At 40.6% G+C, this 26,078-nt stretch carries 21 protein-coding genes; 11 read left to right on the forward strand and 10 right to left on the reverse strand.

Annotated features, from left to right (window positions below):
• Positions 1-11 precede the first annotated feature (11 nt).
• From AC1XUO_RS00240 to AC1XUO_RS00250, 3 genes are all read right to left on the reverse strand, one after another.
• The gene (locus AC1XUO_RS00240; protein ID WP_483327755.1) at positions 12-899 is read right to left on the reverse strand and encodes an OmpA/MotB family protein; all 888 of its coding nucleotides are present in this window, start codon (positions 897-899) and stop codon (positions 12-14) included.
• Between the two features lie 310 nt (positions 900-1,209).
• Positions 1,210-1,944, reverse strand: a complete 735-nt coding sequence (locus AC1XUO_RS00245) for a GLPGLI family protein (protein WP_483327756.1) — start codon at positions 1,942-1,944, stop codon at positions 1,210-1,212.
• Between the two features lie 44 nt (positions 1,945-1,988).
• Complete coding sequence (locus AC1XUO_RS00250; RefSeq protein ID WP_483327757.1) at positions 1,989-4,793, reverse strand: outer membrane beta-barrel protein; 2,805 nt, start codon at positions 4,791-4,793, stop codon at positions 1,989-1,991.
• A 339-nt stretch (positions 4,794-5,132) separates the two neighbouring features.
• Between AC1XUO_RS00250 and AC1XUO_RS00255 the strand changes: the two genes are divergently transcribed.
• Positions 5,133-5,645 carry a metallophosphoesterase family protein gene (locus AC1XUO_RS00255; protein ID WP_483327758.1) on the forward strand — a complete coding sequence of 171 codons (513 nt, stop codon included), beginning with the start codon at positions 5,133-5,135 and terminating at the stop codon, positions 5,643-5,645.
• 105 nt (positions 5,646-5,750) lie between these two features.
• Here the strand turns inward: AC1XUO_RS00255 and AC1XUO_RS00260 are convergent, their stop codons facing one another.
• Together AC1XUO_RS00260 and AC1XUO_RS00265 are read right to left on the reverse strand one after the other, a co-directional pair.
• Positions 5,751-6,980, reverse strand: a complete 1,230-nt coding sequence (locus AC1XUO_RS00260; RefSeq protein WP_483327759.1) for a M20/M25/M40 family metallo-hydrolase — start codon at positions 6,978-6,980, stop codon at positions 5,751-5,753.
• A 14-nt stretch (positions 6,981-6,994) separates the two neighbouring features.
• Positions 6,995-7,327, reverse strand: a complete 333-nt coding sequence (locus AC1XUO_RS00265) for a MerR family transcriptional regulator (protein ID WP_483327760.1) — start codon at positions 7,325-7,327, stop codon at positions 6,995-6,997.
• 169 nt (positions 7,328-7,496) lie between these two features.
• Here AC1XUO_RS00265 and AC1XUO_RS00270 point away from each other — a divergent pair, with 169 nt between their 5' ends.
• The 3 genes from AC1XUO_RS00270 to AC1XUO_RS00280 are packed head-to-tail and all read left to right on the forward strand — an operon-like array spanning position 7,497 to position 9,557.
• Positions 7,497-8,084: a hypothetical protein gene (locus tag AC1XUO_RS00270; protein WP_483327761.1), complete on the forward strand. Its 588-nt coding sequence runs from the start codon at positions 7,497-7,499 to the stop codon at positions 8,082-8,084.
• Between the two features lie 14 nt (positions 8,085-8,098).
• Positions 8,099-8,869 carry a sensor histidine kinase gene (locus AC1XUO_RS00275; protein ID WP_483327762.1) on the forward strand — a complete coding sequence of 257 codons (771 nt, stop codon included), beginning with the start codon at positions 8,099-8,101 and terminating at the stop codon, positions 8,867-8,869.
• Complete coding sequence (locus AC1XUO_RS00280) at positions 8,835-9,557, forward strand: LytR/AlgR family response regulator transcription factor (RefSeq protein ID WP_483327763.1); 723 nt, start codon at positions 8,835-8,837, stop codon at positions 9,555-9,557. The genes AC1XUO_RS00275 and AC1XUO_RS00280 overlap by 35 nt, the downstream gene beginning before the upstream one ends.
• Positions 9,558-9,566: 9 nt before the next feature.
• Here AC1XUO_RS00280 and AC1XUO_RS00285 read toward each other — a convergent pair whose 3' ends face one another.
• Complete coding sequence (locus tag AC1XUO_RS00285) at positions 9,567-11,867, reverse strand: ATP-binding protein (RefSeq protein ID WP_483327764.1); 2,301 nt, start codon at positions 11,865-11,867, stop codon at positions 9,567-9,569.
• Between the two features lies 1 nt (position 11,868).
• Positions 11,869-12,486 (reverse strand): biliverdin-producing heme oxygenase, encoded by a 618-nt coding sequence (locus tag AC1XUO_RS00290; RefSeq protein WP_483327765.1) that lies wholly within the window; start codon positions 12,484-12,486, stop codon positions 11,869-11,871.
• A gap of 322 nt (positions 12,487-12,808) precedes the next feature.
• Between AC1XUO_RS00290 and AC1XUO_RS00295 the strand changes: the two genes are divergently transcribed.
• Positions 12,809-15,082, forward strand: a complete 2,274-nt coding sequence (locus AC1XUO_RS00295; protein ID WP_483327766.1) for a cation:proton antiporter domain-containing protein — start codon at positions 12,809-12,811, stop codon at positions 15,080-15,082.
• A 47-nt stretch (positions 15,083-15,129) separates the two neighbouring features.
• Positions 15,130-15,987: a dienelactone hydrolase family protein gene (locus AC1XUO_RS00300; RefSeq protein ID WP_483327767.1), complete on the forward strand. Its 858-nt coding sequence runs from the start codon at positions 15,130-15,132 to the stop codon at positions 15,985-15,987.
• Positions 15,988-16,041: 54 nt separating this feature from the next.
• Here AC1XUO_RS00300 and AC1XUO_RS00305 read toward each other — a convergent pair whose 3' ends face one another.
• Complete coding sequence (locus tag AC1XUO_RS00305; protein ID WP_483327768.1) at positions 16,042-18,183, reverse strand: right-handed parallel beta-helix repeat-containing protein; 2,142 nt, start codon at positions 18,181-18,183, stop codon at positions 16,042-16,044.
• Positions 18,184-18,361: 178 nt separating this feature from the next.
• On the opposite strand from AC1XUO_RS00305, the gene namA reads away from it, so the two are divergent.
• Positions 18,362-19,426: an NADPH dehydrogenase NamA gene (gene namA / locus AC1XUO_RS00310; protein ID WP_483327769.1), complete on the forward strand. Its 1,065-nt coding sequence runs from the start codon at positions 18,362-18,364 to the stop codon at positions 19,424-19,426.
• Between the two features lie 61 nt (positions 19,427-19,487).
• On the opposite strand, the gene AC1XUO_RS00315 is transcribed toward namA, so the two are convergent.
• A complete protein-coding gene (locus AC1XUO_RS00315; protein WP_483327770.1) occupies positions 19,488-19,685 on the reverse strand; it encodes a hypothetical protein in 198 nt (65 codons plus the stop codon).
• Positions 19,686-19,858: 173 nt separating this feature from the next.
• Here AC1XUO_RS00315 and AC1XUO_RS00320 point away from each other — a divergent pair, with 173 nt between their 5' ends.
• The gene (locus tag AC1XUO_RS00320; protein ID WP_483327771.1) at positions 19,859-20,032 is read left to right on the forward strand and encodes a hypothetical protein; all 174 of its coding nucleotides are present in this window, start codon (positions 19,859-19,861) and stop codon (positions 20,030-20,032) included.
• Positions 20,033-20,081: 49 nt separating this feature from the next.
• Here AC1XUO_RS00320 and AC1XUO_RS00325 read toward each other — a convergent pair whose 3' ends face one another.
• Positions 20,082-20,549 (reverse strand): response regulator, encoded by a 468-nt coding sequence (locus AC1XUO_RS00325; protein ID WP_483327772.1) that lies wholly within the window; start codon positions 20,547-20,549, stop codon positions 20,082-20,084.
• 375 nt (positions 20,550-20,924) lie between these two features.
• Here AC1XUO_RS00325 and AC1XUO_RS00330 point away from each other — a divergent pair, with 375 nt between their 5' ends.
• Genes AC1XUO_RS00330 through AC1XUO_RS00340 form a run of 3 tightly spaced genes read left to right on the forward strand, consistent with a single transcriptional unit; the run spans position 20,925 to position 26,076 of the window.
• Positions 20,925-23,222: an Rv1355c family protein gene (locus tag AC1XUO_RS00330; protein WP_483327773.1), complete on the forward strand. Its 2,298-nt coding sequence runs from the start codon at positions 20,925-20,927 to the stop codon at positions 23,220-23,222.
• The gene (locus AC1XUO_RS00335; RefSeq protein ID WP_483327774.1) at positions 23,222-23,908 is read left to right on the forward strand and encodes a hypothetical protein; all 687 of its coding nucleotides are present in this window, start codon (positions 23,222-23,224) and stop codon (positions 23,906-23,908) included. The genes AC1XUO_RS00330 and AC1XUO_RS00335 overlap by 1 nt, the downstream gene beginning before the upstream one ends.
• A gap of 11 nt (positions 23,909-23,919) precedes the next feature.
• On the forward strand, positions 23,920-26,076 hold the full coding sequence (locus AC1XUO_RS00340) for a sensor histidine kinase (protein ID WP_483327775.1): 2,157 nt from the start codon (positions 23,920-23,922) through the stop codon (positions 26,074-26,076).
• Positions 26,077-26,078 lie beyond the last annotated feature (2 nt).

Consider the following 26,078-nt stretch of genomic DNA (forward strand, 5'->3'; position numbering starts at 1 on the left):
TCAGCTAATTCTTATTTACCCGCGTTTGGAGTATATAGGTTGAAGAACTGATCCAATTTCGGCGTAATGATAATTTCAGTACGACGGTTCAAGCTACGGTTTGCAGGTGAATCGTTAGCAACCTTTGGAAGATATTCTCCACGCCCACCAGCAATCAAACGAACCGGCTCAACACCGTATTTCTTTTGCAACGTACGGGCAACCGAAGTCGCACGCAAAACGCTCAAATCCCAGTTGTCAGTCACCTTATCAGTAGCGATAGGTACATTATCCGTGTGACCTTCGATCAAAATTTCAATTTCTTTGTAGTCGTTCAAAATCTTAGCAACTTTTGCCAAAACAGATTCGGCCTGGTTGTTAATCACAGAACTACCAGATTTGAAGAGCATTTTATCAGAAAGTGATACATATACCACACCTTTTTTCACTTCAATCTGAACGTCTTCATCACTAACATCCTGCAATGAACGTTTCAGATTCAGTACAAGTGCCATGTTTAAAGAATCTTTGCGTTGAATGCTTGCGTTAAGGTCGCGAATCTGGCCACCTTGCACATTCATCATTTCAAGAGATTTCTTGATGCTTTCAGAACCTTCTTTGCTAATCACTGAAAGATCAGACATACGGTCAAGCAGGCTATTATTGTTTTTCTTCAAAAACTCTAGCTGGTCTTCCAACTCCTTCACTTTATTCGTTTTTGCAGTGAGCTCGTCGTTTTTAAGCTTTATATCATTGTTCAAACTTGCAGTTCTGCTGTCACAGTCATTCAAATCTGCTCTGGCTTTATCTAATTGGATTTGAATTTCATTTGCCTTGTTAACAGCGGCGGTCATTTTCTTCTTACTTGCACATGAGCCCAGTACAAATAGCATAGCGATAGCTAAGAGCGTTTTTTTCATAGTTATTCAGGGTTATAAAAATAATACAATTTAAAGTTCGACATAGTTTAAGTGAAGTACACGAAGAAAATCGTGCCAGCTCCCTCAAAGCTCTTCTTCCAAACACTTCTAATTATTACTTGAAATGCAGAAAACGGGCCACTCAATCTCTAAAAAAATAAGCATTATCTCAGTTTCAGATGAGATAATGCTTAGTAAAGCAATCTGTTACCTCCACTTTCAGACCGCGAAGGTACAAAAACAACGATTTAATTCCAGACCCGTAAACTTTTTTCTTTTGTTAATAAATCCTAATGGTCCGAAATTACCACTAATATGGCATTGCCCAGAAAAAGGCTCGCCGCGCTTTAAAACTGTCCCTTACGTGATTCGATACTAAGGTATTATACTGCTGCTCATTGATTTTTCTGCCTTTCATTTTCTTTGGCACCTCAACGTCATCCGTAATTGGCTTCATCTCAATTTTCTTCGCTGTCGTTACGACGATGCCGTCGTTGATATCAAGTTCGAGGATCATTCCCGGAAGTCCCCCGTACAAATCCGGTCCGACACCAAGCGGAATATTGTCGGCGAACCAGGCCGTTATTTTTTGTTTTTTGACGGTATCTTCTGTAACCGCCATCATACACATATAACCTCCGATTTCTTTTATCTTATTCATTATCTTCCACTTAGGCGCTTTTATCGAATCCTCGATTATATAAATTTTACCAAGCATTTCAATAATGTCTGTCCGCTTTTCCGTTTCCACATCACGATAAATTTTGTATTCTTTATCATTCCAGGACCATCCCGCATCATTATCCAGGTGTTTCGAGGTGGTATAAAAACTCTTCTGCCCACTAAACACAAGCCGCATTTCCTGCTTTGATTCATCGTCGCCCCAGGTCTGCTTGATCCGGTCTCTTTCCTCATTGCTCATGTAGGTCAGGGTGCCGTAAAGTTTTGGCCATGCCGTAACCTTTTCATAAGTGATTTCGCCCTCCATTTTCTGTGCAAAAGCTGTCGAAAATGACAAAAACAGCATTATAACAATTAGTCTCATCAGATTGTATTTTGGAAAGTTCATGTTGCTGTTCCTTTTTCAAATTAAAAACTGCTGCGTTTTACCGATGCTGACATTCCCCTCATATTGTAGGTAAAACTCAGCATAAAATAACGGGATAGTGTTTTTGTCCGGCTCTCCATATAATAGTTGGAAGTTGCCGATTGGGTAATGCCCAGATTCCTTTTAAATACATCATTTGCGGTCAAACGAACCTCCCCGCGTTTGTTTTTCAGTACAATTTTATAGACTGAAAGGTTAAGGATCGGCTGTTTCTGGTCGAAGCCAAACTGATCATTTACGTAACTATTATAATTAAAACGCGCGTTGAAATAAATCTCCTTTGGCATTTTAACATTCATATCTGCACCGTAGGTAGTATTAATAACCTTTTGATTCTGATTTGTATTTATTGAATATCGTGTATCCGCAATATTCCAGTTGGCGTTCGCATATAATGTAAAAATATCACTTGGCGTAATGTCCAGTCGAGCACCAAAATTGTACGCATCCGTTTTTGTTTTATTAATAACATTATTGATGTAAATTGGGTTATCCCTGAAACTTACCCCTGCATTTACGTTCATGGACAACTTGGTTTTTTTAAGCGGAAAACCCAGGTAAACATAACTTCCATAATTTTTCCCACCTGAGATATTCATAGGCTTCGTCGTCGTGATCAGATTTTCGTCAATTGTTTTATTGTAAACAATCTGATCTACATTGTAGCTGTAATTTACGTTAACGTAAAGGTTCGTAAAACTTGCCGGGTTGAACATGTTATAACCTGCAAAAACATGATGATTCGATTGCGGAATAAGATTCGGGTTTCCTTCCACAATATTCAACGGATTGCTATTATCCACCACGGGCTGAAGATCTGCAATGGTAGGTTCCTGGACAGACAGACCGTATTCCATAAATAAATAGCGGTTCTGTTTTAGGTCATAATTCAAAGTTACGTTTGGCGTCACTTTGAAAAACGACCTGTCCACACGCGAGAAACTGGTTGATGATTGATCTTCTCCGAATTTTCCTTTCAACTCAAATTGCTGCGCTGCCAACCCAAGTGAAATATTCAACCCTTTGTTCGAATAACGAACACTTGATCCGACACGATTGTAGGTAAAATCATTAGTATAATATCGCGTGAGAAGCTTGTTAACCTGAAGTTCGTTGTCCTTGACGTCAAAAACGTTTCTGTCGACCTCATCTTTTCGTAGACTAAAATTGTAAAATGTTTCCCAATAAAACTTTTTCGCAAACGGTTCAATAAAAGACAAACTACCTTTGAACTGATTTCGCTTGCTTTCCGTCTCGTTTTGCTGATTGATTGAACTATTATTGGAGGGATCAAGGAAAAATTCATTGATAGAATTTAAACTTGAACTTCCGTCTGAGTTATTGATATTATAACCAATGCTCGCTGCAAAGTTCCTTCCCTTCTTTTTAAATTTATGACGATATAATAGCAGGTTCGACATCGCAAAAGAGTTATATAAACTTGCGTTGTCAATCCTTGACTGGTTCGATAAGGTATCTCCTCCCCGACGATATTGCTGAAAACTATTGTAGTCGGTATCACCATTATTGATCCGCGAATTACTAATCAAAATGATAGTATTCAAAGAATCAAGTACTTTTTCTAACCGGAAACTTGGCCGGTGATTACCGCTGAAATTTTTTGTTATGTTATCATCAGTTGACTTAAAAGTACTGTTGTTTAAAAAATTGTCGCGACTGGACTTCACATCCATAAGTGCGTCGGTCGAATTGTAAAAATAACTTGTGCTGACTTTTGTCTTTTTAGTATCGTAATTATAATTGGCTCCCCCAGCCCAGTTTTTCGTAAATCCGGGCGAACCGCTGCCATAACTCGGCGAGATCGTGATACCGTCTCCCTCCCCTCCGAAATATCTTATCCCGCCTGAAAATCCAAAATCTCCGTCATCTCCCCAATTGAAAGACTGGCTTCCTTTAAAATCCTGATAATCGTTTCTCGCAATCCCTGATTGATTGGTGTTGTTCCCGAAGCCGAGCAAGGCAAATTGCTGTTTGTCGTCAAATCGGTTATAACTCACCTTGCCTTCAACCCTCGAATCGGTCCCGACTCCCGCTACAGCCTTCCCAAAACCACCTTTTTTATGGCTGTCCTTTAATTCCAGATTGACTGTTTTTTCACGTTTCCCATCATCGACACCCGTGACTTTGGACTGCTCCGTTTTTCCGTTGAAGACTTGTACTTTATTAATCGCTTCGGCCGGGAGATTTTTTGTCGCCATTTTAGGATCGTCACCAAAAAAACGCTTACCGTCCACGGTCACACGCTTGACTTCTTCGCCTTGCGCTTTGATGTTTCCATCGGCATCTACCTGCATACCCGGAAGCTTCCTGATAAGGTCTTCCACCGTGGATCCTGGCGGTACTTTGAATGCTTTCGGATCGTACTCGACAGTATCGCCACGGATACTTAAAGGTGCCCGGGCAGTCTTGATCACCACCTCGTACAAATCCTGATTAAGAAATTTCATTCCCAGCTTACCCACATTCGTAACGTCTCCATCGTTAGGCGTAACATTCTGCTGATAAGGAAGATAACCTACGTAAGAAACTTTAAGAAGATAAGAAATTCTTCGCAAATTTTTAAATTCAAAAGAACCGTCTTTGCCCGTTCGGCCAAAATTGACAAGAGAAGAGTCTTTCGGAAGAAGAAGCATCACGGTGGCTTCAGGCAGGCCAACGCCGGCGGTGTCGCTGACGATTCCTTTCATGGTAAAACGTCCCGTGCTCTGGCCATAGGAGGCAAGGCAAATGAGACTACAAAAGAGTAGAAGTAAGGATTTTTTCAAGGCTAAATAGATAAGTTAAAGTGAATAAGTAAAGAGGGCACTTTTATCAATATCGGGACTGCACAATATTATAAAATCAAGATGTTAAATACAACTAAAAAATTAGTTTTTAACATATTTTGTAACCATTCAATAATCTTTTAACTTTTATTAAGGAAGACTAATTTTACAAATGTACACTTTTGCAACAAATGGTGACATTAAAATTATTAAAATAATATTTACTTAATTTGCGGGGCTTTAGGACGTGACCGATTTCTGTATTTTTTGATATGTAACCGGCATAATTCAAATCAATAAAGCCTAAACACCAATTATACAGATAGTTCGAAAACATAAATGAAAAGTATAGGATTGCTTTCTGACACCCATGGATATCTTGATCCCCGAATTTTTGAATACTTTGCCAACTGCGATGAAGTCTGGCACGCGGGCGATATTGGTTCAGTAGCAATCATCGAACAATTGGAGGCTTTCAAACCGACACGAATTGTTTTCGGAAATATCGACGACAAGTCCATCCAGGTCAGAACACAGGAAAACTTAGTTTTCGAAGTGGAAGGGTTTCGTATCTGGATGACGCATATTGGCGGAGCTCCGCCACGGTATAACCCTGCTGTTTTGCCGGCATTAAAAAATGACACGCCGGATATTTTCATCTGCGGACATTCTCATATTTTGCGTGTTATCCGTGACAAAGATTTGAAAAATATGCTTTACATTAATCCGGGTGCTGCCGGGCGAGAAGGCTTTCATAAGATCCGGACGCTTCTGCGTTTTAACTTACACGAAGGTTTGATCTCCCAGATGGAAGTGATCGAGCTGGGAAAACGTGGGGCTATCGAGGCCTGATTAAAAATTGCGAACGCTAATCTTAAAAATTGGAAAGACCAGGTCTCAAAACCTGATCTTTCCAATTTTGCATATAAAACTTCTGTTATTCAGGAAAACGTCCTTTCAAAAAGTAACCTTAACAACTTTCTTTTCGGTACCTCTTAATAATTCAGCTTCAACCTGCTGACCTTTTTCATGGGCCCCAAGCACTTCCATATAGTCATAAATCGAAATAATGGTTTTCCCTGCCAACTTCGTGATAACATCCCCAGCCAGGATTCCCGCAGCCTCGGCGGGACGGCTTTTGGATACCGCATCTACTTTTAAACCTTTGCCTGAAAAACTATAATCCGGCATAACGCCCAGCGTAACTTTAAAGTTGGAAGTTGTAGCGCCCTGGTGCGGATTGCCGGCTGTGAGAAATTCCGGCTCAGTCTGCTCTTTATCAAGATTTTCAACAATATCAGCGATCAGGTTTAAAATCTTAACTTCGCCTGTAGCATTGATTTTTTCAGCATCATCAGTGATTTTATGATAATCGCTGTGTGTCCCCGTAAAAAATTGAAGTACCGGAATATTCTTTAAGTAAAACGACGTATGATCTGAGGCACCAACGCCCGAAGAGTCGATTGTGAATTTTATACCTTCCTTTTTGGCAAGATCCGGAATTATTTTCCCCCAGGAAAGACTTGTCCCCCATCCGGAAATGATCAATCCTTTGTCTTCACTCAACCTGCCGATCATGTCCATATTGATCATGGCTGAAATGGAAGTCAGCGGTATTGTCGGCGATTCCGTATAATATTTCGAACCTAAAAGCCCCAATTCCTCTGCCGAAAAAGCAATGAAAAGAAAATTATGTTTTTCCCTGACCTGGTTTGAGGTGAAATATTTGGCCAGTTCGATCACACCCGCAGTACCGGACGCGTTATCGTCAGCACCATTGTGGATATAGTTTTGGCTGTCCGGCGACAGAGAACCGCTTTGATATCCTTTTCCCAAATGATCAAAATGACCGCCAATTACAATCGTTTTTTGAGCACCATTATCTAAAAATCCAACCACATTTCTGGCGGTCATCTGGTGCGCAACGCCCTCCACGCCGGCTGTGAGTTGAAATGGCTGAAAATAGGTATCATTTGTCCCCGCAGGTTTTAAACCTGATTTTTTGAATAGATCAGCGATATAATTTGCCGCTTTAATTTCACCCAGCGTCGCTGTTCCTCTGCCCTCAAACGCATCTGAAGCGAGAATATCAATGTGTTTTTTAATATCAGACGCCGAAATTTTCTGTGCCTGAACGAGATTATTTGCTCCGCATATCAGCGCTATGGAAAAAATTATTTTTTTCATTTTAAATAAAAAGCTTAATCCGGCTTCTCCGGTGTCGATAATGCGTCCCGAAATTCGGCAAGAAATTGCCTGACTCTTGTCAGCCGGTATATCATTAACTGAGATTCTTCTTTTCTCCGAAGCTGCTCCCTCGCCCCCTTGATCGTCCGCCCCTGCTTATCCTTCTGGTGCATGATTTTCCGGATCACTTCAATATCGCGTTCGGTATACCTCCGGCGATTTCTTGAATCTCTCTTGGGAGCCAGTTGCGGAAATTTCTTTTCCCAGAAACGTAACGCAGAAGCTTCGCAGCCCACGATTGCGGCTACTTCATTTGTGTCATAATAAAGTTTTGTATTGGGTTCCATATTAATCCGGGTATCAGCAAATGTACTAATCGAAAACTATTAATTATAATTATTCTAAACAATAAATAGTGATTTTATTAAATTCTGCTTCTTTGTAATAATTTATACAATCATTATGTAACTTGAATAGTTTATAAGTAACTCTCTAAAATTAGCCATAACTTATCACATGAAAAATCACTACGTTATTTTAATTCTTCTGTTTTCAGCTGTAAGCGCCTACGGCCAGTCTGTAAACCGGCTATCAGTCAACTATGGCATCGCCAGCCAAATATTAATCCAGGAACGTTTGGAAGGCGCTGGAAGCCACGACGGGAAGGGCGGAAATGTTGTCGGACTCAGGTATATACACGGGACAAACAAGAGGGTGGCGCTGGAAACAGGTTTAGAATTTTCCCGTTACAAATTTTCAATAGCTCCTGCCTACCATCCAGACATTGACATGACGGCCCGAAAAGAAAACGTGGAATTAATATCTGTCCCGCTATATGCCAACTTTACTTTTGCAAAATATATGTTTGTGCATGGCGGTTTAATTGCAGACTTTCAAATAAATAAAAAGAAAACTGATGTTGTAGACAGACAATCCGGGATCGGACTTGGAATAGGAATTGGAGGAAAATATGATTTTAAAAAAATAACGGTTTCTATTAATCCGTATTTGCAGCAACATGCGATTGTCGCCGTTGAAAAGGCAAGAAGTCAGGAGCGATTATTGGAAGTTGGCATACGGTTTGGTGTTGGATACCGTTTTTGAGTTTAATTTGCAGCATGGAAAGTACCGTTGAAATATCTGGCCTGCTGCTCTATTTATTGGTTCTATTACTAATTATAAGCTTTTTGTTTATCATCTTTCTCATCGTCAGATTAAAAAATGAGACACACCAAAAAAGATTTTATAAAGACAAATTGGCTGAGGCAGATGCTAGCAAAAGTAATTCCGACCTTGCCACGATTAAGTCAAAGCTGAATCCTCATTTATTCAAAAACGTCCTGAATTCAATCCAGTCACATGCATATCAGAGTTATTACGCTTTGGATAAACTCTCGAATGTACTGGACTACATTCTTTATGAAAGTGACTGCGAGTATGTTTCTTTAAAAGAGGAGATCGATTTCGCATTCAGCCTGATTGAAATTAACCGACTAAAAGTGAGTCCACTATTCGATCTGCGAATAAAAAACAGGATAGATCCGAACAACCACTTGCTCAATGCAAAAATTATCGCGCCTTTAATCACGATAGACCTGATCGAAAATGCATTTAAACATGCAGATATTCAAAACCCTGACGCCTTCATTTCAATCGTATTTGATCTTTCTGAAACAGCTTTTTCATTAGTCGTCTCAAATAAAATAAGTACCAAACCAAAACTCAAAAAGGAAAAAAGCGGTTTTGGAAAAGATAATTTACGCAAAAGACTTGATCTTGTTTATCATTCAAACTATATGCTTGAACACACCATTGAAAATGACGTGTATATTGCTCATCTGAAAATTAATTTACTTGAACACAAAGCTCAAATGTCTGTTGCTGGATGACGAATTGCCTGGATTAACGTATTTGCGGATGCTTTGCGAACAAATCCCTGAGGTTGAGGTGATCAAAGCTTTCAACGATCCAATGAAACTTATCCAAACTTGTAACGATCTGGATTTCGATCTGTGTATCACGGATATCGAGATGCCAGGACTTAATGGCCTGGAAGTCGCCCAATTACTCAAAGGAAAACCGATAATCTTCATTACCGCCTACAAAGAATTTGCTGCGGAAGCTTTTGACCTGGACGCCGTAGATTACATTCGAAAACCGATTCAAAAAGAACGACTGGAAAAAGCAATATTAAAAGCTGTTAAATGGATAGAAAAAGGAAAAGCTGAAAAGCAATTTATGCAACTGAACACGAATAAGGGAAAAGCGCTCGTACCCTATGAAGAACTACGCTTGATCAGCTCCGCCGAAAAAGACAAACGCGATAAGATTGCGTACATGAAAAATGGTCAGGAAATCATCTTAAAAAATATCTCTTTCGAGCAGCTGTTATTTTTACTTCCTGCCGACCGTTTTTGCAGAATCAGCAAGAAAGACATTATATCACTGCGGGCAGTAAAGTATTTCACTCATCAGCAAATCACTACCAATATCATACCTGAAAATCTGGATAAAGAACTTGTTTTGTCACTAGGCGAAAACTTTCGAAAAGAATTTCTCGAAAAGGTTTCTGTTTAAAATGCCCATCTACATTTCCGGCATGACCGGAAAATAAATGGTAAACCGTGATCCCATATCCAGTTCCGAATCTGCCATAATGTGCCCTTTGTGATTTTCCATAATTTTTTTGCAGATCGCCAAACCTATTCCCGTGCCTGGATATTTGTGGGCGGGATGTAGTCGCTGAAAAACATCGAATATCCGGTGCTCATACTCCTTTTCAAATCCAATGCCGTTATCAACAAATGAAATGGCATAATATGCGTCAGTTTTATTAACCTTATCATCGGGAATAACATCACCTGTCACTTTTTCCAGCGCAACCGTAATTACCGGCGCAACATCTTGCTTTGAGAATTTGAGTGCGTTAGAGATAAGATTTACAAAAAGCTGATGGATCTGAAATGGAATAATATTGAGTTTCGGCAACTTTGAAGCTTTAACAAGCGCATTTTTCTCATCGATATTATCACGCAATTCTTCCAGCACACTGTCCAATAAAATATTGAGGTCTGTTTCCTCGAAAACTTTCTCCGTATTTCCGGTCTTCGAATAAGTCAAAATATCCTCAATCAAAAGCTGCATTTTTTCTGCTGCAAAACGCATACGTTCTACCGAATCTTTTACCTGGACCGATAAATCCGGATTTTCTCTGTCAAGCACTTTGGAAGCAAAAATCTGAATTTTCCGAAGAGGTTCTTTAAGATCGTGCGTACTGATCCAGTTCAGGTTGGCAAGTTCTTTATTGGCTGCTTTCAACTCATCATTCAGGATTCTACTTTTATTTTCCGCCATTCGGACATAGTGGAAGTTAATATGCTTTTGTAGCGCAAAGGTGAAGGCGGCTGACGAACTAATCTCTGCTTTTCTCCACTTGGCGCTTTTATTCTTAACCTCCTCCATCCACAATTCAAAAGATTTCCTGGGAGACAGCCGAACGATTCCCTCCTCATTTATGATAACGGCTTTATGGGGATTCCCAGCCCAATTGATTGTTTCAGGCCTTTCGGCACGCAGCCATAACACGCCATCCGGTGTCCCGGCAGCGAGTGAATGATAAATTATTCCCGCTGCATATTTTGACAGGTTTTCATATTCAGGAAAATAATTTATCAGCTGATCCGTGTGAAATCCTGCGTTTGGGTACCTTTCTGATAAAGACATCATCAAGGGAAGTAATTCTTCCTCCGACGGCACCAGACCATTTTTATAAAACTTTCCTTGTGAAAAAATCACAAAACCGTGCGCGTTTGCAATATTCAATAATGAGGCTGAGGTATGTTTTTCTCCAATAAAATCCTCATTTTCATGCAGCAATGTCAGAGATTCCAGAAGCGCCTTGTCCGAAGCCTGGGCAATCTCAAACTCCTCTGCAACTTCTCTAACTGTAATTTGAGATGTGAGAAAATGACCTTGAAGCAAGGCTGCGAGCCGTGTATAATGAGGTATTATTTTAGGGCAGTAATGATGACATGCAATTAACCCCCATAATTTGTTGTTTTTGACAAGCGAAATTGTTAATGTGGCTCCTACGCCCATATTTTTGAGATATTCAATATGTATAGGAGAGACACTTCGTAATCCCGAAAGGCCTAAATCAAGCGATTTATTACTTTTTTCTCCATTAGTATTCAAAGTAAAAATCGGAACAGGTTCATAATTCACATCGGCGATCATCCGCAACGGACTTCGTAAATAAAGCGCCCTTGCCTGCGCAGGTATGTCGGTGTGAGGGTATTTCTGACGCGCGAAAGATACAAGATCATCCCGCTTATTTTCGGCAACGACTTCTCCGTTGTACTCTTCGTCGAAACGATAGATCATCACCCGGTCGTACCCTGTAATTCTTCTTGTTTCAACAGCGATATCATTGCATAATTCCAGCAGAGAGCTATGCTGTTCCATGAATGAAACGAAATTTTTCGTCTGACTGTAAAGATTCGGAAGATCCAGCTGTTCATCCGGAAGCGGTTCAAGTTCCAGAATAATACTTTCTCCGCTAACATTAATTGAGGCGTTGTAAGAAATCCCTTCATAAGTAAGAACAAAAGGTCTTGCCTGTTCGATTCTTTCTTCCTTCAAATAACTAACAAAAGCGTCGTACTGGTTTGAACCGAAAATTTCCGGTAATGATTTTCCCAGCAATTTTTCTGGAGAAAGTTTGATAAACTTCTCACTGTTAGCGCTGCAAAAATCAATCAGGTGGTTATCAAAGTTTAGCCCTAGTAAAAATCCGTGCGGTTGTATACTGCCCGGAATATGAATTGGCTCGCTTTCGCAGTTTGACAGATTAACAACATCCCTGTTAACGATATCCGTAATATTCATCCTAAAAATTTATTTCTGCTTCGTTGAGCCATTTGTCTATCGTAACGAATGTCTGGACCGCACTTTTTATAATTTCCTCTTCGCAATTTTCTTCAACTGCATAATTTGACAAGGAAGAAATGAATGTTTTCCATAACATACCGGTTTTCTGTCCGTAACCCCAAAAATAGGATACCCCGCTTTCGTTGTCAATTCCTAATAGCTGATTGATATGTTTGTATAAAAATTTCCCCCCAAGCGTTGAACCTTCCAGGACATACATCACGCCCAAAGCCTCTGCAATGCCGGAGGTTGCGAATTGAAAAACGGGAATGTTATCTATGGCTACTCGCGAAATTCCGGTTTTTACCAGATCTTTCACGATCAGCCCGGATCTGTAACGATATTCCAAATCATAAAGGACAGAAGCAACTTCCGGAAAAACATCGCGCTCACAGGCACGTGTAACGCCATAAAGTTTGGCAATATAAGTTCGATAATCAACAAGCGTTACAGACGGAGTCAGGATAGCTTTTGAAAATTGATTTCGCTCTAAATGTGTGTGACTTTCACTTGTCTTATTTCTTAAATCTTTCAAAAACAAATCCTGCTTTTGCGTAGAAATAACTAATTCTTCCATGCTGCTAAACTTGAAATTATAAAAATCAACTTGCTACAAAAATTATTCCAATACCTGTTTTCCGCAGGCCTATGTTGGAGATCATAAAGCGAAATTATCGAATTCGCCTTAGACAGATTTCCATTTACATCAGAATTTACGAACTCCTGTCTCAATACGATGATTACAATTTGAATTTTATTACAAAATTCCTCTCCGTTGTTACAAAAAAGAGTATTTCCGTGCAGTCAAGCAGTAATAGACTCGGTTAAAGAAATAAATTTGTAACGTCAAATGGGGCTTGTGTATCTCCTTGCCATATTATTAACTTCAATATCAATATATGAAGAACATCAGAAATTTACTCTTTTATGTCTTCACAATCAGCCTTTTCTCGGGATTGATGTACTTTATCATTGTACATGGCAAAACATTGGAAATTGGGAAAGTTACCTTTAAAAAAGTCGTAAATTCAACATCTTCCTGGGAACAGTTTATAGATACCTATCAGCAGAACATTACCAGCCCCCTGGCCATTTTACTTTTGCAGATCATCACCATCATCGTTGTTGCAAGAGCTTTTGGTTATTTATGTAAAAAAATCAAACAACCAACCGTTATCGGTGAAATTGCAGCCGGGATTTTCCTTGGACCGTCTTTTATCGGCATGTATTACCCGGAATTTTCCAGCTTTTTATTCCCGTTAAAATCACTTGGAAATCTTCAATTTCTAAGTCAGATCGGGCTAATACTTTTCATGTTTGTGATTGGAATGGAGCTTGATCTTAAAATATTAAAAAACAAAGCGCAGGAAGCCGTTGTCGTCAGCCATGCCAGTATCATTTTCCCCTTTGCCCTGGGCATCGGTCTCGCCTTTGTTATATACGAACGTTTCGCACCGGCAGAGGTAAACTTTTTATCTTTTGCTTTATTTACTGGCATAGCACTGAGTATTACAGCCTTTCCCGTACTCGCTCGTATCGTTCAGGAACGCGGTCTGTCCAAAACAAAACTTGGAACACTCGCCATTACCTGTGCCGCAACAGATGATATAACGGCATGGTGTCTGTTAGCGGCGGTAATCGCAATCGTCAAGGCCGGGTCAGTCGTCAGCTCGATTTATACAATTTTGATGGCCGGTAGTTATGTACTGATCATGTTGAAAGTCGTTCAGCCATTTTTGAAAAAATTAGGTGACGTTTATTCTTACAAAGAAGGTTTGACAAAACCGGTAGTTGCGGTATTTTTTATCACCCTGCTAGTGTCTTCTTATGCAACAGAGGTCATTGGTATTCACGCACTTTTCGGTGCGTTTATGGCGGGCGTTATTATGCCGGCAAACCAAAATTTCAGAAATATTTTTATTGAAAAAGTGGAAGACGTAGCGCTCGTTTTACTACTTCCGTTGTTTTTCGTTTTTACAGGTTTAAGAACGCAGATAGGTCTGTTGAACGATCCCTATCTGTGGCAGATCACCGGTCTGATCATAACCGCTGCGGTGATAGGAAAATTTGCAGGAAGCACCATTGCGGCAAAATTTGTAGGTCAGGATTGGCGTGACAGCCTGGTTCTTGGTGCCTTGATGAACACGAGAGGTTTAATGGAACTGGTCGTTTTGAACATAGGGTATGATCTGGGCGTTTTGACTCCTGAGATTTTTGCTATGATGGTCATTATGGCACTTGTTACGACGTGCATGACCGGACCGGCACTGGATCTTATTAACCGGTTTTTCCCTGAACCAAGTACCGAGTTCCCGGACTCGGTTGTTGAAACCGGAAAATACACGATTCTTGTATCCTTCGGAAGTCCGCAGAGTGGCAGATCCATGCTTCGTCTGGCGCATAGCCTTATCAGAAAAGCGCCCTCAAATGCCAGTATCACCGCGCTGCATTTATCCCCAAGCAATGACCTGAATCAGTTTAATTCAGACGAGTATGAGCATGAAAGTTTCGAGCCTATCAGACAGGAAGCGCAGCATCTTAATCTTCCGATGATCACGATGTTTAAACCGTCGCAGGATATAGACAGGGACATTATTGATACGGCGAATCTGGGAAACTTTGACCTGTTGCTGGTTGGTATTGGCCGCAATGTTTTTGAAGGAACAATCCTTGGAAAAGTGTTAGGTTTTACAACAAAAATAATCAGCCCCGAAAGACTTTACGACACCATAACAGGTAAAGAAAAGTTTTTCGATTATAGCGTCTTTGACGACAGGACCAAACATATTATCAAATCTGTAAAGGTACCCGTTGGAATTTTGGTCGAAAAAAATCTGACAAAAATTGAAAATATCTTCATTCCAATATTCTCATTGAGCGACAGTTTCCTGCTGATTTTTGCTCAAAAACTGATTCATCACAGCGATGCCCGTGTGATCATTCTGGACGCGAGTGGCGTCATTCGCCAAAATCCGGAATTGAAAGAAACGATCTCTGCGATTGAGCAAATTGCGCCAAACCATATCGCATTGTATTACGAAAAGAAAATTGAAAAAGAATTTCTGGAACAACAGGATCTCATGCTGATCAGCCTCGACAGCTGGAAAAAAGCGGTGGAAACACATAGTTTGTGGTTATCCTATTCGCCTTCGGTTCTGATGATCAGATCATAATGAAAAATTCCATACATTTACTTGTTATCACTAACCCGTAAAGAAGTATGGATCAGAGAATCATTAACCTTTTCGACGAGTATACGCATAAACCGTTAAGCCGCGACACTTTTTTGAAACGACTGGCGAATCTGGCCGGAGGAACAACGGCGGCCCTGGCGTTGCTTCCGCTTTTGGAAGTGAATTATGCAAATGCAGCGACAGTTTCGGAAACTGACGATGACATTATTACAGAGGACATAAAATATGATGGGGACGGATCGCCAATGGGCGGTTACCTGGCCCGACCAAAAAAGCCGGGAAAATATGGTTCGGTTTTAGTGATCCATGAAAATCGCGGTCTGAATCCGCATACGAAGGATATTGCCCGCCGCATCGCCAAAGCAGGTTACCTTGCGCTTGCCGGGGATGCACTGGCTCCTTTTGGGGGAACTCCGGCAAATGAAGATGAGGCCAGGGCGCTTTTCGCGAAAATTGATGTCACCAAAAACCTTAATAATTTCCTGAAAGGCCTTGATTATTTGAAAGCCAGACCAGATAGTAATGGAAAAACGGCCTGCGTAGGATTTTGCTGGGGTGGCGCTTTGTCTAACCAGTTAGCCGTTCATTCCCAAACCTTAAAGACTGCGGTAGCCTATTATGGCCGTCAGCCGGAAGTTGCAGATGTTCCTAAAATAAAAGCGTTTGTTCAGCTGCACTACGGCGGACTTGATGAAAGAATAAACGCCGGAATTCCTGCCTATGAAGACGCCCTGAAAGCTGCCGGAGTTAAATATGAAGTTTATGTTTACGAAGGAGCTCAACACGCCTTCCTGAATGATTCTGCTCCGACCCGTTACAATCCGGAAGCTGCAAAACTAGCTTGGGAAAGAACAATGAAGGCCTTTAAAGACCATATCGCCTGATCACTAAAATATACATCAAAAGCTCCTTTCAATTGATTGAAGGAGTTTTTGATTTTACTTATAATTTTTCAGAATTCCTATCTTTTCAACAGGCAACGTTTGCCAGCCGGCGGGCGTAATCAACTGTGAATCATCCGGTATGAAATGCCTGCTGTCCATCATTTTCCAGTTGTATGGATATGTATCCATGACCCGATTATTTTCCGACCAATTAAACCACGCGTCCTCACCTTTTCTTGTCGTCGCCACCCTGACGAAAATATTGTTATCAAAAAATAAACGCTTAGGAATGGCAGGGTCCTGCTTCCAGTAATTAAGCAGTTCAGGGTATTTTACGGCGTATGGAGGTTGATCAAATTTTACAGCTTTTAAACGTTTGTCGATTACGCCGTCTTTCGAAAGTGTCGCCTTGGACCAGTTTTGAAATCGGTTATCGACATGAATTCCCAAGGGGCTATCGATGAACAAATTGTTTTTATAACTTATATCCTGACCACCTCCGATCAAAACCGGAATTGTGCCGGCTTTATAAAATATATTACCAAACACTTCCATCCCGCTCGCGCCGTCATCATGGTAAATAGCCGACGTACGATGATTATTCCCAAGATGATGGAAATAATTAAACCTTAACTTATGCCCTCTTTCTGATGGATCCCGACCGTAATAAAAAGCTCCCTGGTCGTCAATTTCCCGGCAGACGTCATAGACATTGTTGTATTCCAAAGTGTGATCATTTCCGTGTAATAAAATTGCCATACTGGGCGCATTGTAAATCTCGCAATTTAAAATACTGTTGCCTACCCCATCAATACCTATTCCAGGCCGATAGGATTTTTCTATACGGTTAAAATCATGAATCCGGCAATTTTCCACACTATTCCCCGCCGGTTTCAAACTCACCCGGTCGCCTCCACCCAGCCTGACCCCACCCGCTCCGGTATAATAAATATGACAATTTACGATACGGTTATTTCTGCCACCTTCCCGGTCAAAAGTCGTATTTTCATACAGGTGCTGGTCCACGCTCCCGATCAGTTGAGATGCGACGTTCCCGCTTCCCTCATGTTTCTGGTCTTCAAATGGCGTGATTCCTTTTCCGATTGAAACAGCAACAGAACCAAGATTTCTAAAAACACAATCTGTTATGACACAACTTTCAGAGCGTTCCATATAAACGCCTATACCTCTCGAAATCTCAAATGAAATACCCTGAAACGTAATATTTGTTGAACCTTCAATCGAAACCAACGGCGTCCGGAGCATGGAAATATCAAGTTTGGAGATCAGAGTTGGCAGAAAAAAGAACAGTAACCCCCTTTCCCTGTCCAGGAAATATTCTCCATCCTGATCGATTTCCTCAGGAATATTGTAGGCATACCAGCGGTTCCAGGCTTTGCCAGAAGAGAATCCGTAGATGTGAGGCTGCGCAGTCGTGAATGTTCTTGCCGATGTATCCAGACTTGCAATTTTTACCGCATCTTCGGCATACCCTACGTTAAAATATCCGGAAAGCCAGATATCTTTGGATCTTTTCCAGCCGGATGGACGATTCGTTTCGTAAGCAAATTTTCCGCCACGATTGCTCTGGTCACCATCCCGCACAACCGATCCCTTATCAATTACTCGCCCCATCATACAGGAAGAATCGTTAGGCCAGCGAGCCAGGCGCCCAGGATTATTGTTTATAAACAGTTCCAGCCAGGAAGGTGCATAAGGTCTTGCGAAACCTACGCTTCGCAGCTGCCCGTACTCTAGAATCCCCAGCTCACGAAGATTTAGTACACCAATTTTATGCTGCAAAACCTCAGGAAATTCACTTTTGAATTCTGTGAGAATCAGCCGTTTTACTTTTGTCGGATTGATTGAAACGCCGCCGGTAAAAATAACCGACTCGCCTGGCCAGGGCTTGATCAAAATATTTCTATCACTTTCGTCAAATCGAAGTGTCTTTTGAAAAAAGTAAGTCCCACCTCTCAGGAAAATGGTTGTTGGTTCAATTTTCGAGTGGCTAACCCGGGCGGCAGCCCTGGCCCTGTCAATTGTTGCAAACGGGTTTTCTTTTGTTCCCGAACCAGCATCATTACCATTTATTGAAACAAAAAAGGTATCAGCCGCCCAACTTCCTGAACTGATCATCAGGAGTAAGATTAACGCGAAAAGCTTTTTTAAAAGTTTACTGATACTGCTATTCATAAAGGACTTTTTTATACTAAAACCTTGTTAGAGATTGAAATTTGAAACACAAAATTCGACCACATCAGTCGTTTCTGCAACTTTAATCCACAGAAAACACTGCAATGGCTCAATAATTATAACGACAGGAAAAATTAATCGATACCAGTTTCTAAAATTTAAATCAAGTTCCGCAGTTATGTCCAAGCTTTTTTCTCCTCTTGAAATCAAGAGCATTAAACTAAAAAACAGAATTACAGTTTCGCCAATGTGCCAATACTCTTCGGAAGACGGGTTTGCGAACGACTGGCACCTTGTGCATCTTGGAAGCCGGGCGGTAGGTGGTGCCGGGTTGATCATTTCTGAAGCAACCGCAGTTTCTCCCGAAGGCCGGATTTCACCACAGGATTTAGGTATCTGGAAGGATGAACATATCGAAAAGCTGGCGCAGATTACTGCCTTTCTTTCACAGCATGGAACAGTGCCCGGTATACAGCTGGCACACGCTGGCAGAAAAGCGAGCACGGCAACTCCGTGGCTTGGACGTGGAAAAGTTAATCCGGAGGACGGCGGCTGGCAAACGGTTGCACCATCGGCGATCGCTTTTTCCGACTCTTATCCTATGCCCGTTGCACTCGATCAGGCGGGAATCGACAAGGTTATTTTGGATTTTACCAATGGTGCAAAAAGGGCGCTTGATGCAGGTTTTAAGGTAATCGAAATTCATGCGGCACACGGTTATCTTATCCACCAATTTCTTTCGCCACTAAGTAACCAACGCACCGACAGCTATGGTGGAAGTTTTGAAAACCGAGTCCGGATTTTATTACAAATCATAGATAGCGTGAAAATTGTATGGCCGTCTGACCTTCCGATTTTTGTCAGAATTTCGGCAACCGATTGGGCTGATGGTGGCTGGAATCTGGAAGAATCTGTAAAACTAGCTCTACAATTGAAAGAGCGGGGAGTTGATCTGATTGATGTCTCGACAGGTGGTTTAGCGGCGCACCAAAAAATTCCGGTTGGGCCTGCCTATCAACTTCCATTCGCTTCCAGAATAAAGAAAGAAACGGGTATCCTCACTGGGACGGTAGGCTTGATTACGAATGCTATTCAATCGGAAACAATTCTTGTCAAAGAGGATGCGGATATGATCATTATGGCGCGCGAAATACTTCGTAATCCTTACTTTCCCTTACAAGCTGCCAAAGAATTACAAGAGGAGGTCACGTGGCCAATTCAATATGAAAGATCTAAACCTTGATTTTCAGACATATATATAAAAAAGCATCCGCAGAAAAGTGAACCTGCGGATGCCTATTATACTAATTGTTTGGACTTTTCTTGACAGTTGTCGAATCACCTTTCATATTGTGGTCATTTTGATGGTATAAATATCCTTCTGTCTTGTTTTCAGTCGTTTGAACTTTTTTATTATCTGCCCCCATTTGCCGCGAGCAGGAAGAAATTATACCGATCAGTGTTACGGCAGAAAGTATCAAGGTAGTTTTGATGTTTTTCATGATAAATAAATTTGTCGATGTAAAATATTTGACAACATAAACACAAAAAAGATACCAACCTGCCAGGTATCAGTATCGGCAATTTTTGGGGAATTGCCTGCCCGGATAAGGCGGGAATAATTTTTTGAAATGTAGAGATACACTGATAACAAAACACTTCATCAACAAACGATATGGCTGATCTGATCACATTTATGCAGGTACTGGGTAATCTTATGATAGCAGCGGTAATATTTACTGCGTTGATTTTTACCACAGTATATTACATTTTGGGGTATATGGTAAAAGAAATAAAATTGACACCTTTCAAAAAAGGCATCAATTTCAGAAGACGATGGAATAATTGAAGATTGAGTTAAAAAGGCAAAATAAAAGTCAAACTTAGGTCATTACAACTTATGAGATCAGCTTCTGTCTTAGTAAAAATTCAAGCTGGTTGTTTGCATCAATCAACTTTTCGAGAAGATCTCTGTTTTTTTCACGCAAACTGAATATTTCGTAGGCGTTTTTAATGATTATCCTTAACTGCTGTTCGTCCCAGGGCTTATTCAGATAATAGTAGATATGTCCTTTGTTTACCGCGTCAATAACCGCTGTAATATCAGAATACCCAGTCAATAATATACGGATCGGGTCTGTATATTCCTTCAACACTTCAATCAGAAAATCAACACCTGTCATCTCCGGCATGCGTTGATCTGTAATAATGACGTGCACCCTATTCGTCTTTAACACCTCCAAACCCTCCTTGCCCGAGGTTACAGTCAGTACGTTAAAATCTCTTCTGAATGCTGCTTTAAAAGAATTCAAATTATTCACTTCATCATCCACATAGAGGATACTTATTTTCTCGGGGCTTTCCATTTTTTTGGTTGTAATCTCTGAAATAAACTTATAATTTCATGTTTCTAAAAATACAAGATTATTTTCAAATAAAGTAATATTATTTCTACGGTTGATTTATTGTATCCTTGCAAATATATATGTTTGATCAGAATTAACATACTATAAAAATAATAGAACAAATCCGCGGTATTATTGTATGCTGGGCGACAGCATTTTTACATTAATTCTTATTTTAGGATCACCGCTTACTCAATTAGCGCCAGTCTCCCCAATGAACTTTTAGATAACTTGGAGATGTAATTATTGTTCTTCTAAAATTATGTTTAGATTGTCAGTGATATGCGACATTTTATGAAAATTTCCGGAAAATAACCGCTCAACACAAAATTTAAGATGTATCAAGATTTAGAATTAAATGAAATCTATTTACCCGTTTTATTTGAATTGAGTAAAGTGTCTGACAGACAAAAATTCAACGATATTATTTCAGCTAAAACCGATAGAATAGTTCTGGATTTATTTTCTTCCCAGAAAAAAGAGCTTTTTAAAATACGGAGCCCCAAACAAAGACTTTCCCCGTCAGATACCGACGCGCTATACAACAACTGGATAGAAAACAGATCCTCTGAGCTAGAAGGTACCTGGGTTTATTATCCATGGCTGAATAAAATGATCCACATCCTCGACAAAGAGGAATTTATCGAATTAAGAACCAGCCGAAACAAATTTAAAATTACTCCTTCCGAACAGACCAGTCTGTTTAGCAAGAAAATTGGGATCATAGGACTTTCAGTTGGTCATGCCGTAGCGCTCAGTATTGCAACTGAAAGGATTTGCAGCACACTGAAACTTGCGGATTTTGATACCATAGAACTTAGCAATCTGAACCGGATTAAAACCGGTATACAAAATATCGGGCTCAATAAATGTGTTGTAACAGCACGTGAAATTGCAGAAATTGACCCGTTTATAAATATTGAATGTTATCAGGAAGGGCTGACGGATGAAAATCTGGAAGCCTTTTTGCTTGAAGGAGGGAAACTGGACATTCTCGTTGATGAATGTGACGGCCTTGAAATGAAAATAGCCTGCCGCCAGATGGCAAAAAAATATCAGATCCCTGTCGTAATGGAAACCAGCGATAAAGGTATGCTCGATGTGGAGCGTTTTGACCTTGAATCTGATCGGTCCATTTTACATGGATTTCTGGATGGCATACCTCCTGAAAGATTAAAAAATATAAGTCCGGAAGATCGGTTACCACTCGTACTCAAAATAGTCGATGCAAAAAACAGCTCTTTGCGCGGACAGCTGTCGCTGATTGAAGTAGGTCAATCCATCAGTACCTGGCCACAGCTGGCAAGTGCTGTTACGCTGGGAGGCGGTGTTGTAACGGATGTATGCCGCAGGATTCTTCTCGACCAGTACCATGAGTCCGGAAGATACTATGTGGATCTTGAGAAAATAATTGGCAGTACAAAACCTGTCAATATTGATTTAAATGAAGAAAATTCTTTTGAGCTATTTTCATTTGACGATGCCGTAAAACTGGCTGATTCGTTTCCGGACCCCGAAGATTCGTATAAACCAGCATTAGAAGTGGTTTCTGAAATTGTTGAGGCTGCCGGACTTGCTCCTTCCAATGCAAATGACCAACCCTGGAAGTGGCTTTACAAAAACGGAAGGCTTTACCTTTTCCATGACAAAAAAAGATCGCATTCGTTTGCGAATTTTGCAGATATTTCAGCCCACGTTTCACTCGGGGCTGCTTATGAAAATCTCGTGCTAAAAAGCAATCAGCACGGCCTCAAAGTCAAAAGTCAGGTTTTCCCCCAGCCAGATGACAAAAGTCTTATTGCCATTATAGACTTTTACAAAGACACTGCGGATCATGACTTCGAAGCCATTTATGCTCCTGAATCTGTTGCGTTTATTGAACACAGGTCTTCAAACCGTAACGATTCTCGGCCTGATGAAATAACTCCGGATGATTTAAGTATTTTAACAGATTCCGTCGAAAGCGTTCAGGGCGGGGAAATTTTTTTTATCACCGATAGAGAAAAAATTCTAAATCTCGGGGAAATTATTGGAGAAAGTGAACGTATTAATTTACTTAACAAAGCCGGGCATAAGGACTTTTACGACCGGAACATCCGATGGACTCCCGATCATAGTGATCAGTCCGGCGACGGCCTTGATATTCGGTTGATGGGATTGGTTCCTGCACAAATTGCCGCTCTTTCTATCATTAAAGAGCCAAGAATTGCAGAAGTTTTGAAGACGATCGGAGGTGCAAATGCGCTTGTCGACGGAGCAATCCGAACTGCCAGCCTGGCCTCCGGAATTGGTCTGATTACGGTTAAAGGGACCAGTTCTTCTAATTATTTTGCTGGCGGTATTGCCCTGCAAAGACTTTGGCTTCGAGCAGAAAAACTTGGATTTGCGATTCATCCGCTCAATGCTCCGCTCTATTTATTTGCCCGACTGAACGATAACAACGTCGAAGGATTAGATGACGACGAGATCGAGACAATCGGGCAACTGCGTGCTAAGTTTCTGGATATCATCCCAGTGGGTAAAGATGTGGCCGAGATTTTCCTCTTCAAGATCGCGAAGGCCGACAAGCCTGCCATTAGATCCAAGCGTCTACCCTTATCCGAAATATTGTTTATTGACAACAAAGCATTATAATGGTAGCCAAAATCAGAGCATTTAAATCTCCGGATGACGTTGAAACCAGTCTTCGTTATGTTGAAGGACATAGAAAAGTTTTAGAGTCCTACGGTGTAAAAAAAGTAACATCAGCAAGCATAGATTGGCTGCATGACCCTCAGACCTATGTTGTCCTGGTTGAATCGGAAGACGGCGAGAAAATATATGGAGGAGGCAGAATTCAGATCCGTACCCACGAAATGAAAATGCCGATGGAAGACGCGATTGCGAAAATTGATACAGGGATTTATCAATACGTTGATAATATCGGAAGCCAGAGTGTCGCTGAGTTTTGTGGCCTTTTCAATTCAAAAGAAGTGGCCGGGTATGGGATCGGCAGTATTTTCCTGGGCAGAATCGGTGTTGCCATTGCCACACAGGTCAACGTGCAATATCTGATGGCTTTGTGTTCTCCTGCAACTTTAAGAAATTGCGCCCGCGTTGGTTTTGAAATTATCAGAGAGTTAGGGAACAATGGTACATTTTATTATCCCAAAGAAGGGTTGGTGGCAACAGCACTGATAATCAAAGATATCGAAAACCTACCCGGCGCGCATGCTGAAGAGAGAGAACGTATATTTGATCTTCGTGAGACGCCAAACCAGGAAGCAATTGAAAAAGGTCCGAAGGGAGAAATGGATATTATCTATCATACAAAATTGTAATTATTGAAACGATGAATTTCATCAGATTTGTTTTTTTGCCATTGCTTCTTTTGTCATCTTTTTCTCTGAAAGCTGAAGAAATAAATTTCAACGGAAAAGATATTCTAATTGGAAAATATCTCGAGATGGCGGAAGATATGAATAACAGTTATACATTCCCGAATTTCCCAAAAACGACGAAATTTGTCAGAAGCGAAGTTGAGACACCGAATCTGGGTTTAAGCAAGTCTACCTACTGGATAAAATTTACAGTTCGGAATTTAAGTGAAGACCCGAAAATATTTCTGGAACTTGCTTATCCCATGCTGCATTCGTGCGAGTTATATTCTCTTGATTCAGGAAAAATTGAAAACCGGTCCATCCTCGAAACATATTCTTTCAGCGAACGTGAGGTAAATCACCAAAATATTGTTTTCAAATTACTCGTTGAAAAAAATGCGAACAAAACATTTTATCTTAAAATCAAAGGTGGCAGGCAAGTTGTACTGCCTTTGATCCTGAGAAGCGAAAATGGTTTCTTCCAGTCGGCGCTGTTGAGTGAAATTATTACCGGAATGTTTATAGGGATTATTCTGGTAATGATTCTTTACAATTTATTTATATATTTTTCAACACGGGACAAAAGTTACCTCTACTACGTTCTTTACATCTTTTTTATTGGCCTCGCACAAACCACTCTAAACGGATATACCTTCAAATATCTTTGGCCGCAGGCCCACTACTTTAACAACACCGCAATTGTCTGGTTTTCTGCATTAGCGGGGATTTTTGCTATATTTTTTATCAAAGAATTTCTTCATATTTCTGAACGCGCGCCGATCTGGGCCAGGCTATTGTATGTGATTGTTGGTATCTATTTGATTGCCGTAATTTTTGCCATTACAGGCAATGGAATGCTAAGTTACCGCTTCGTAGATCTTGCCGGATTAACCGGTGCGATACTAACCTTCGTCATTGCCCTGAAATTATCATTGCTCGGATACCGGCCTGCCAAATTTTTTCTGCTCGCCTGGTCTATCTTTCTGTTGGGATTAATATTATTTGTAATGCGGAATCTGAACTTGCTGCAATACAATGTCTTCACCAACTACACCATGCAGTTTGGAACCGCCATTGAGGTTATTCTTCTATCTTTTGCACTCGCTGACAAGATCAACATCCTGAAAAAAGAACGGGAATTGTCGCAGGAACAAGCGCTTCGTGTTTCGCTGGAAAATCAGAAAATTATTAAGGAGCAAAATATTATTTTGGAAAAGAGGGTTGATGAAAGAACAGTTGAGTTAACGAAATCAAATACTGATCTGAACGACACCCTGACAAAACTTAAAGACGCACAGTCGCAGCTGATTGAATCTGAAAAAATGGCTTCGCTGGGTCAATTAACCGCCGGCATTGCCCATGAGATCAACAATCCAATTAACTTCGTCAGCTCAAACATCAGGCCGCTTAGAAGGGATATTGACGACGTAATAGAAATCCTCGATTCGTATGACGAAATTCGACAGATAGACTCATTGGAAGGTGTTCACAAAAAAATGGGGGAAATTGAAAAGTTAAAAGCTGACCTTGATCTGGACTATATTAAAACCGAACTTGGGCTATTGTTGACCGGAATGGAAGACGGAGCCCGTCGTACAGTAGAGATTGTCAAAGGATTGAAAGTTTTCTCACGAGTAGATGAATCTGATCTTAACTTTGTTAATATAAATGAAGGTATTGAATCAACGCTGGTGATTCTAAATTATCAGATGGGTACAAACCTTCAGTTAATAAAAGACCTTGGAAGTATCCCCAATGTGGAATGTTATGGCGGGAAAATGAATCAGGTCTTTATGAACATTTTGACCAATTCTATTTACGCTGTCCAAAAAGATGAATTGCCAGACAGAAAGCCGACCATCTGGGTTCGTACTTTCCTGAAAGACAGTGAACATGTTACCGTATCGATTAAAGATAATGGAATTGGCATGACTCCGGAGGTAAAAGCCAAAATTTACGATCCGTTTTTTACTACTAAAGATGTTGGTGAAGGTACCGGATTAGGATTGTCTATAGTTTTTAAAATTATTGAGGTACATTACGGCACAATTGAAGTAATATCAGAAGTCAACAAGGGAACAGAATTTGTGATTACTCTTCCAATAACAAAGAAATTAGCCACACCATAATA

Source organism: Dyadobacter sp. HNCC25DJ186, assembly GCF_056895235.1.

Bases quoted from the DNA above. Each gene is read 5' to 3' on its own strand.
- AC1XUO_RS00240 (WP_483327755.1), bottom strand. From the start codon at position 899: ATGAAAAAAACGCTCTTAGCTATCGCTATGCTATTTGTACTGGGCTCA.
- AC1XUO_RS00245 (WP_483327756.1), bottom strand. From the start codon at position 1,944: ATGAGACTAATTGTTATAATGCTGTTTTTGTCATTTTCGACAGCTTTT.
- AC1XUO_RS00255 (WP_483327758.1), top strand. From the start codon at position 5,133: ATGAAAAGTATAGGATTGCTTTCTGACACCCATGGATATCTTGATCCC.
- AC1XUO_RS00260 (WP_483327759.1), bottom strand. From the start codon at position 6,980: ATGAAAAAAATAATTTTTTCCATAGCGCTGATATGCGGAGCAAATAAT.
- AC1XUO_RS00265 (WP_483327760.1), bottom strand. From the start codon at position 7,327: ATGGAACCCAATACAAAACTTTATTATGACACAAATGAAGTAGCCGCA.
- AC1XUO_RS00270 (WP_483327761.1), top strand. From the start codon at position 7,497: ATGAAAAATCACTACGTTATTTTAATTCTTCTGTTTTCAGCTGTAAGC.
- AC1XUO_RS00275 (WP_483327762.1), top strand. From the start codon at position 8,099: ATGGAAAGTACCGTTGAAATATCTGGCCTGCTGCTCTATTTATTGGTT.
- AC1XUO_RS00285 (WP_483327764.1), bottom strand. From the start codon at position 11,867: ATGAATATTACGGATATCGTTAACAGGGATGTTGTTAATCTGTCAAAC.
- AC1XUO_RS00290 (WP_483327765.1), bottom strand. From the start codon at position 12,486: ATGGAAGAATTAGTTATTTCTACGCAAAAGCAGGATTTGTTTTTGAAA.
- AC1XUO_RS00295 (WP_483327766.1), top strand. From the start codon at position 12,809: ATGAAGAACATCAGAAATTTACTCTTTTATGTCTTCACAATCAGCCTT.
- AC1XUO_RS00300 (WP_483327767.1), top strand. From the start codon at position 15,130: ATGGATCAGAGAATCATTAACCTTTTCGACGAGTATACGCATAAACCG.
- AC1XUO_RS00305 (WP_483327768.1), bottom strand. From the start codon at position 18,183: ATGAATAGCAGTATCAGTAAACTTTTAAAAAAGCTTTTCGCGTTAATC.
- namA (WP_483327769.1), top strand. From the start codon at position 18,362: ATGTCCAAGCTTTTTTCTCCTCTTGAAATCAAGAGCATTAAACTAAAA.
- AC1XUO_RS00315 (WP_483327770.1), bottom strand. From the start codon at position 19,685: ATGAAAAACATCAAAACTACCTTGATACTTTCTGCCGTAACACTGATC.
- AC1XUO_RS00320 (WP_483327771.1), top strand. From the start codon at position 19,859: ATGGCTGATCTGATCACATTTATGCAGGTACTGGGTAATCTTATGATA.
- AC1XUO_RS00325 (WP_483327772.1), bottom strand. From the start codon at position 20,549: ATGGAAAGCCCCGAGAAAATAAGTATCCTCTATGTGGATGATGAAGTG.
- AC1XUO_RS00330 (WP_483327773.1), top strand. From the start codon at position 20,925: ATGTATCAAGATTTAGAATTAAATGAAATCTATTTACCCGTTTTATTT.
- AC1XUO_RS00335 (WP_483327774.1), top strand. From the start codon at position 23,222: ATGGTAGCCAAAATCAGAGCATTTAAATCTCCGGATGACGTTGAAACC.
- AC1XUO_RS00340 (WP_483327775.1), top strand. From the start codon at position 23,920: ATGAATTTCATCAGATTTGTTTTTTTGCCATTGCTTCTTTTGTCATCT.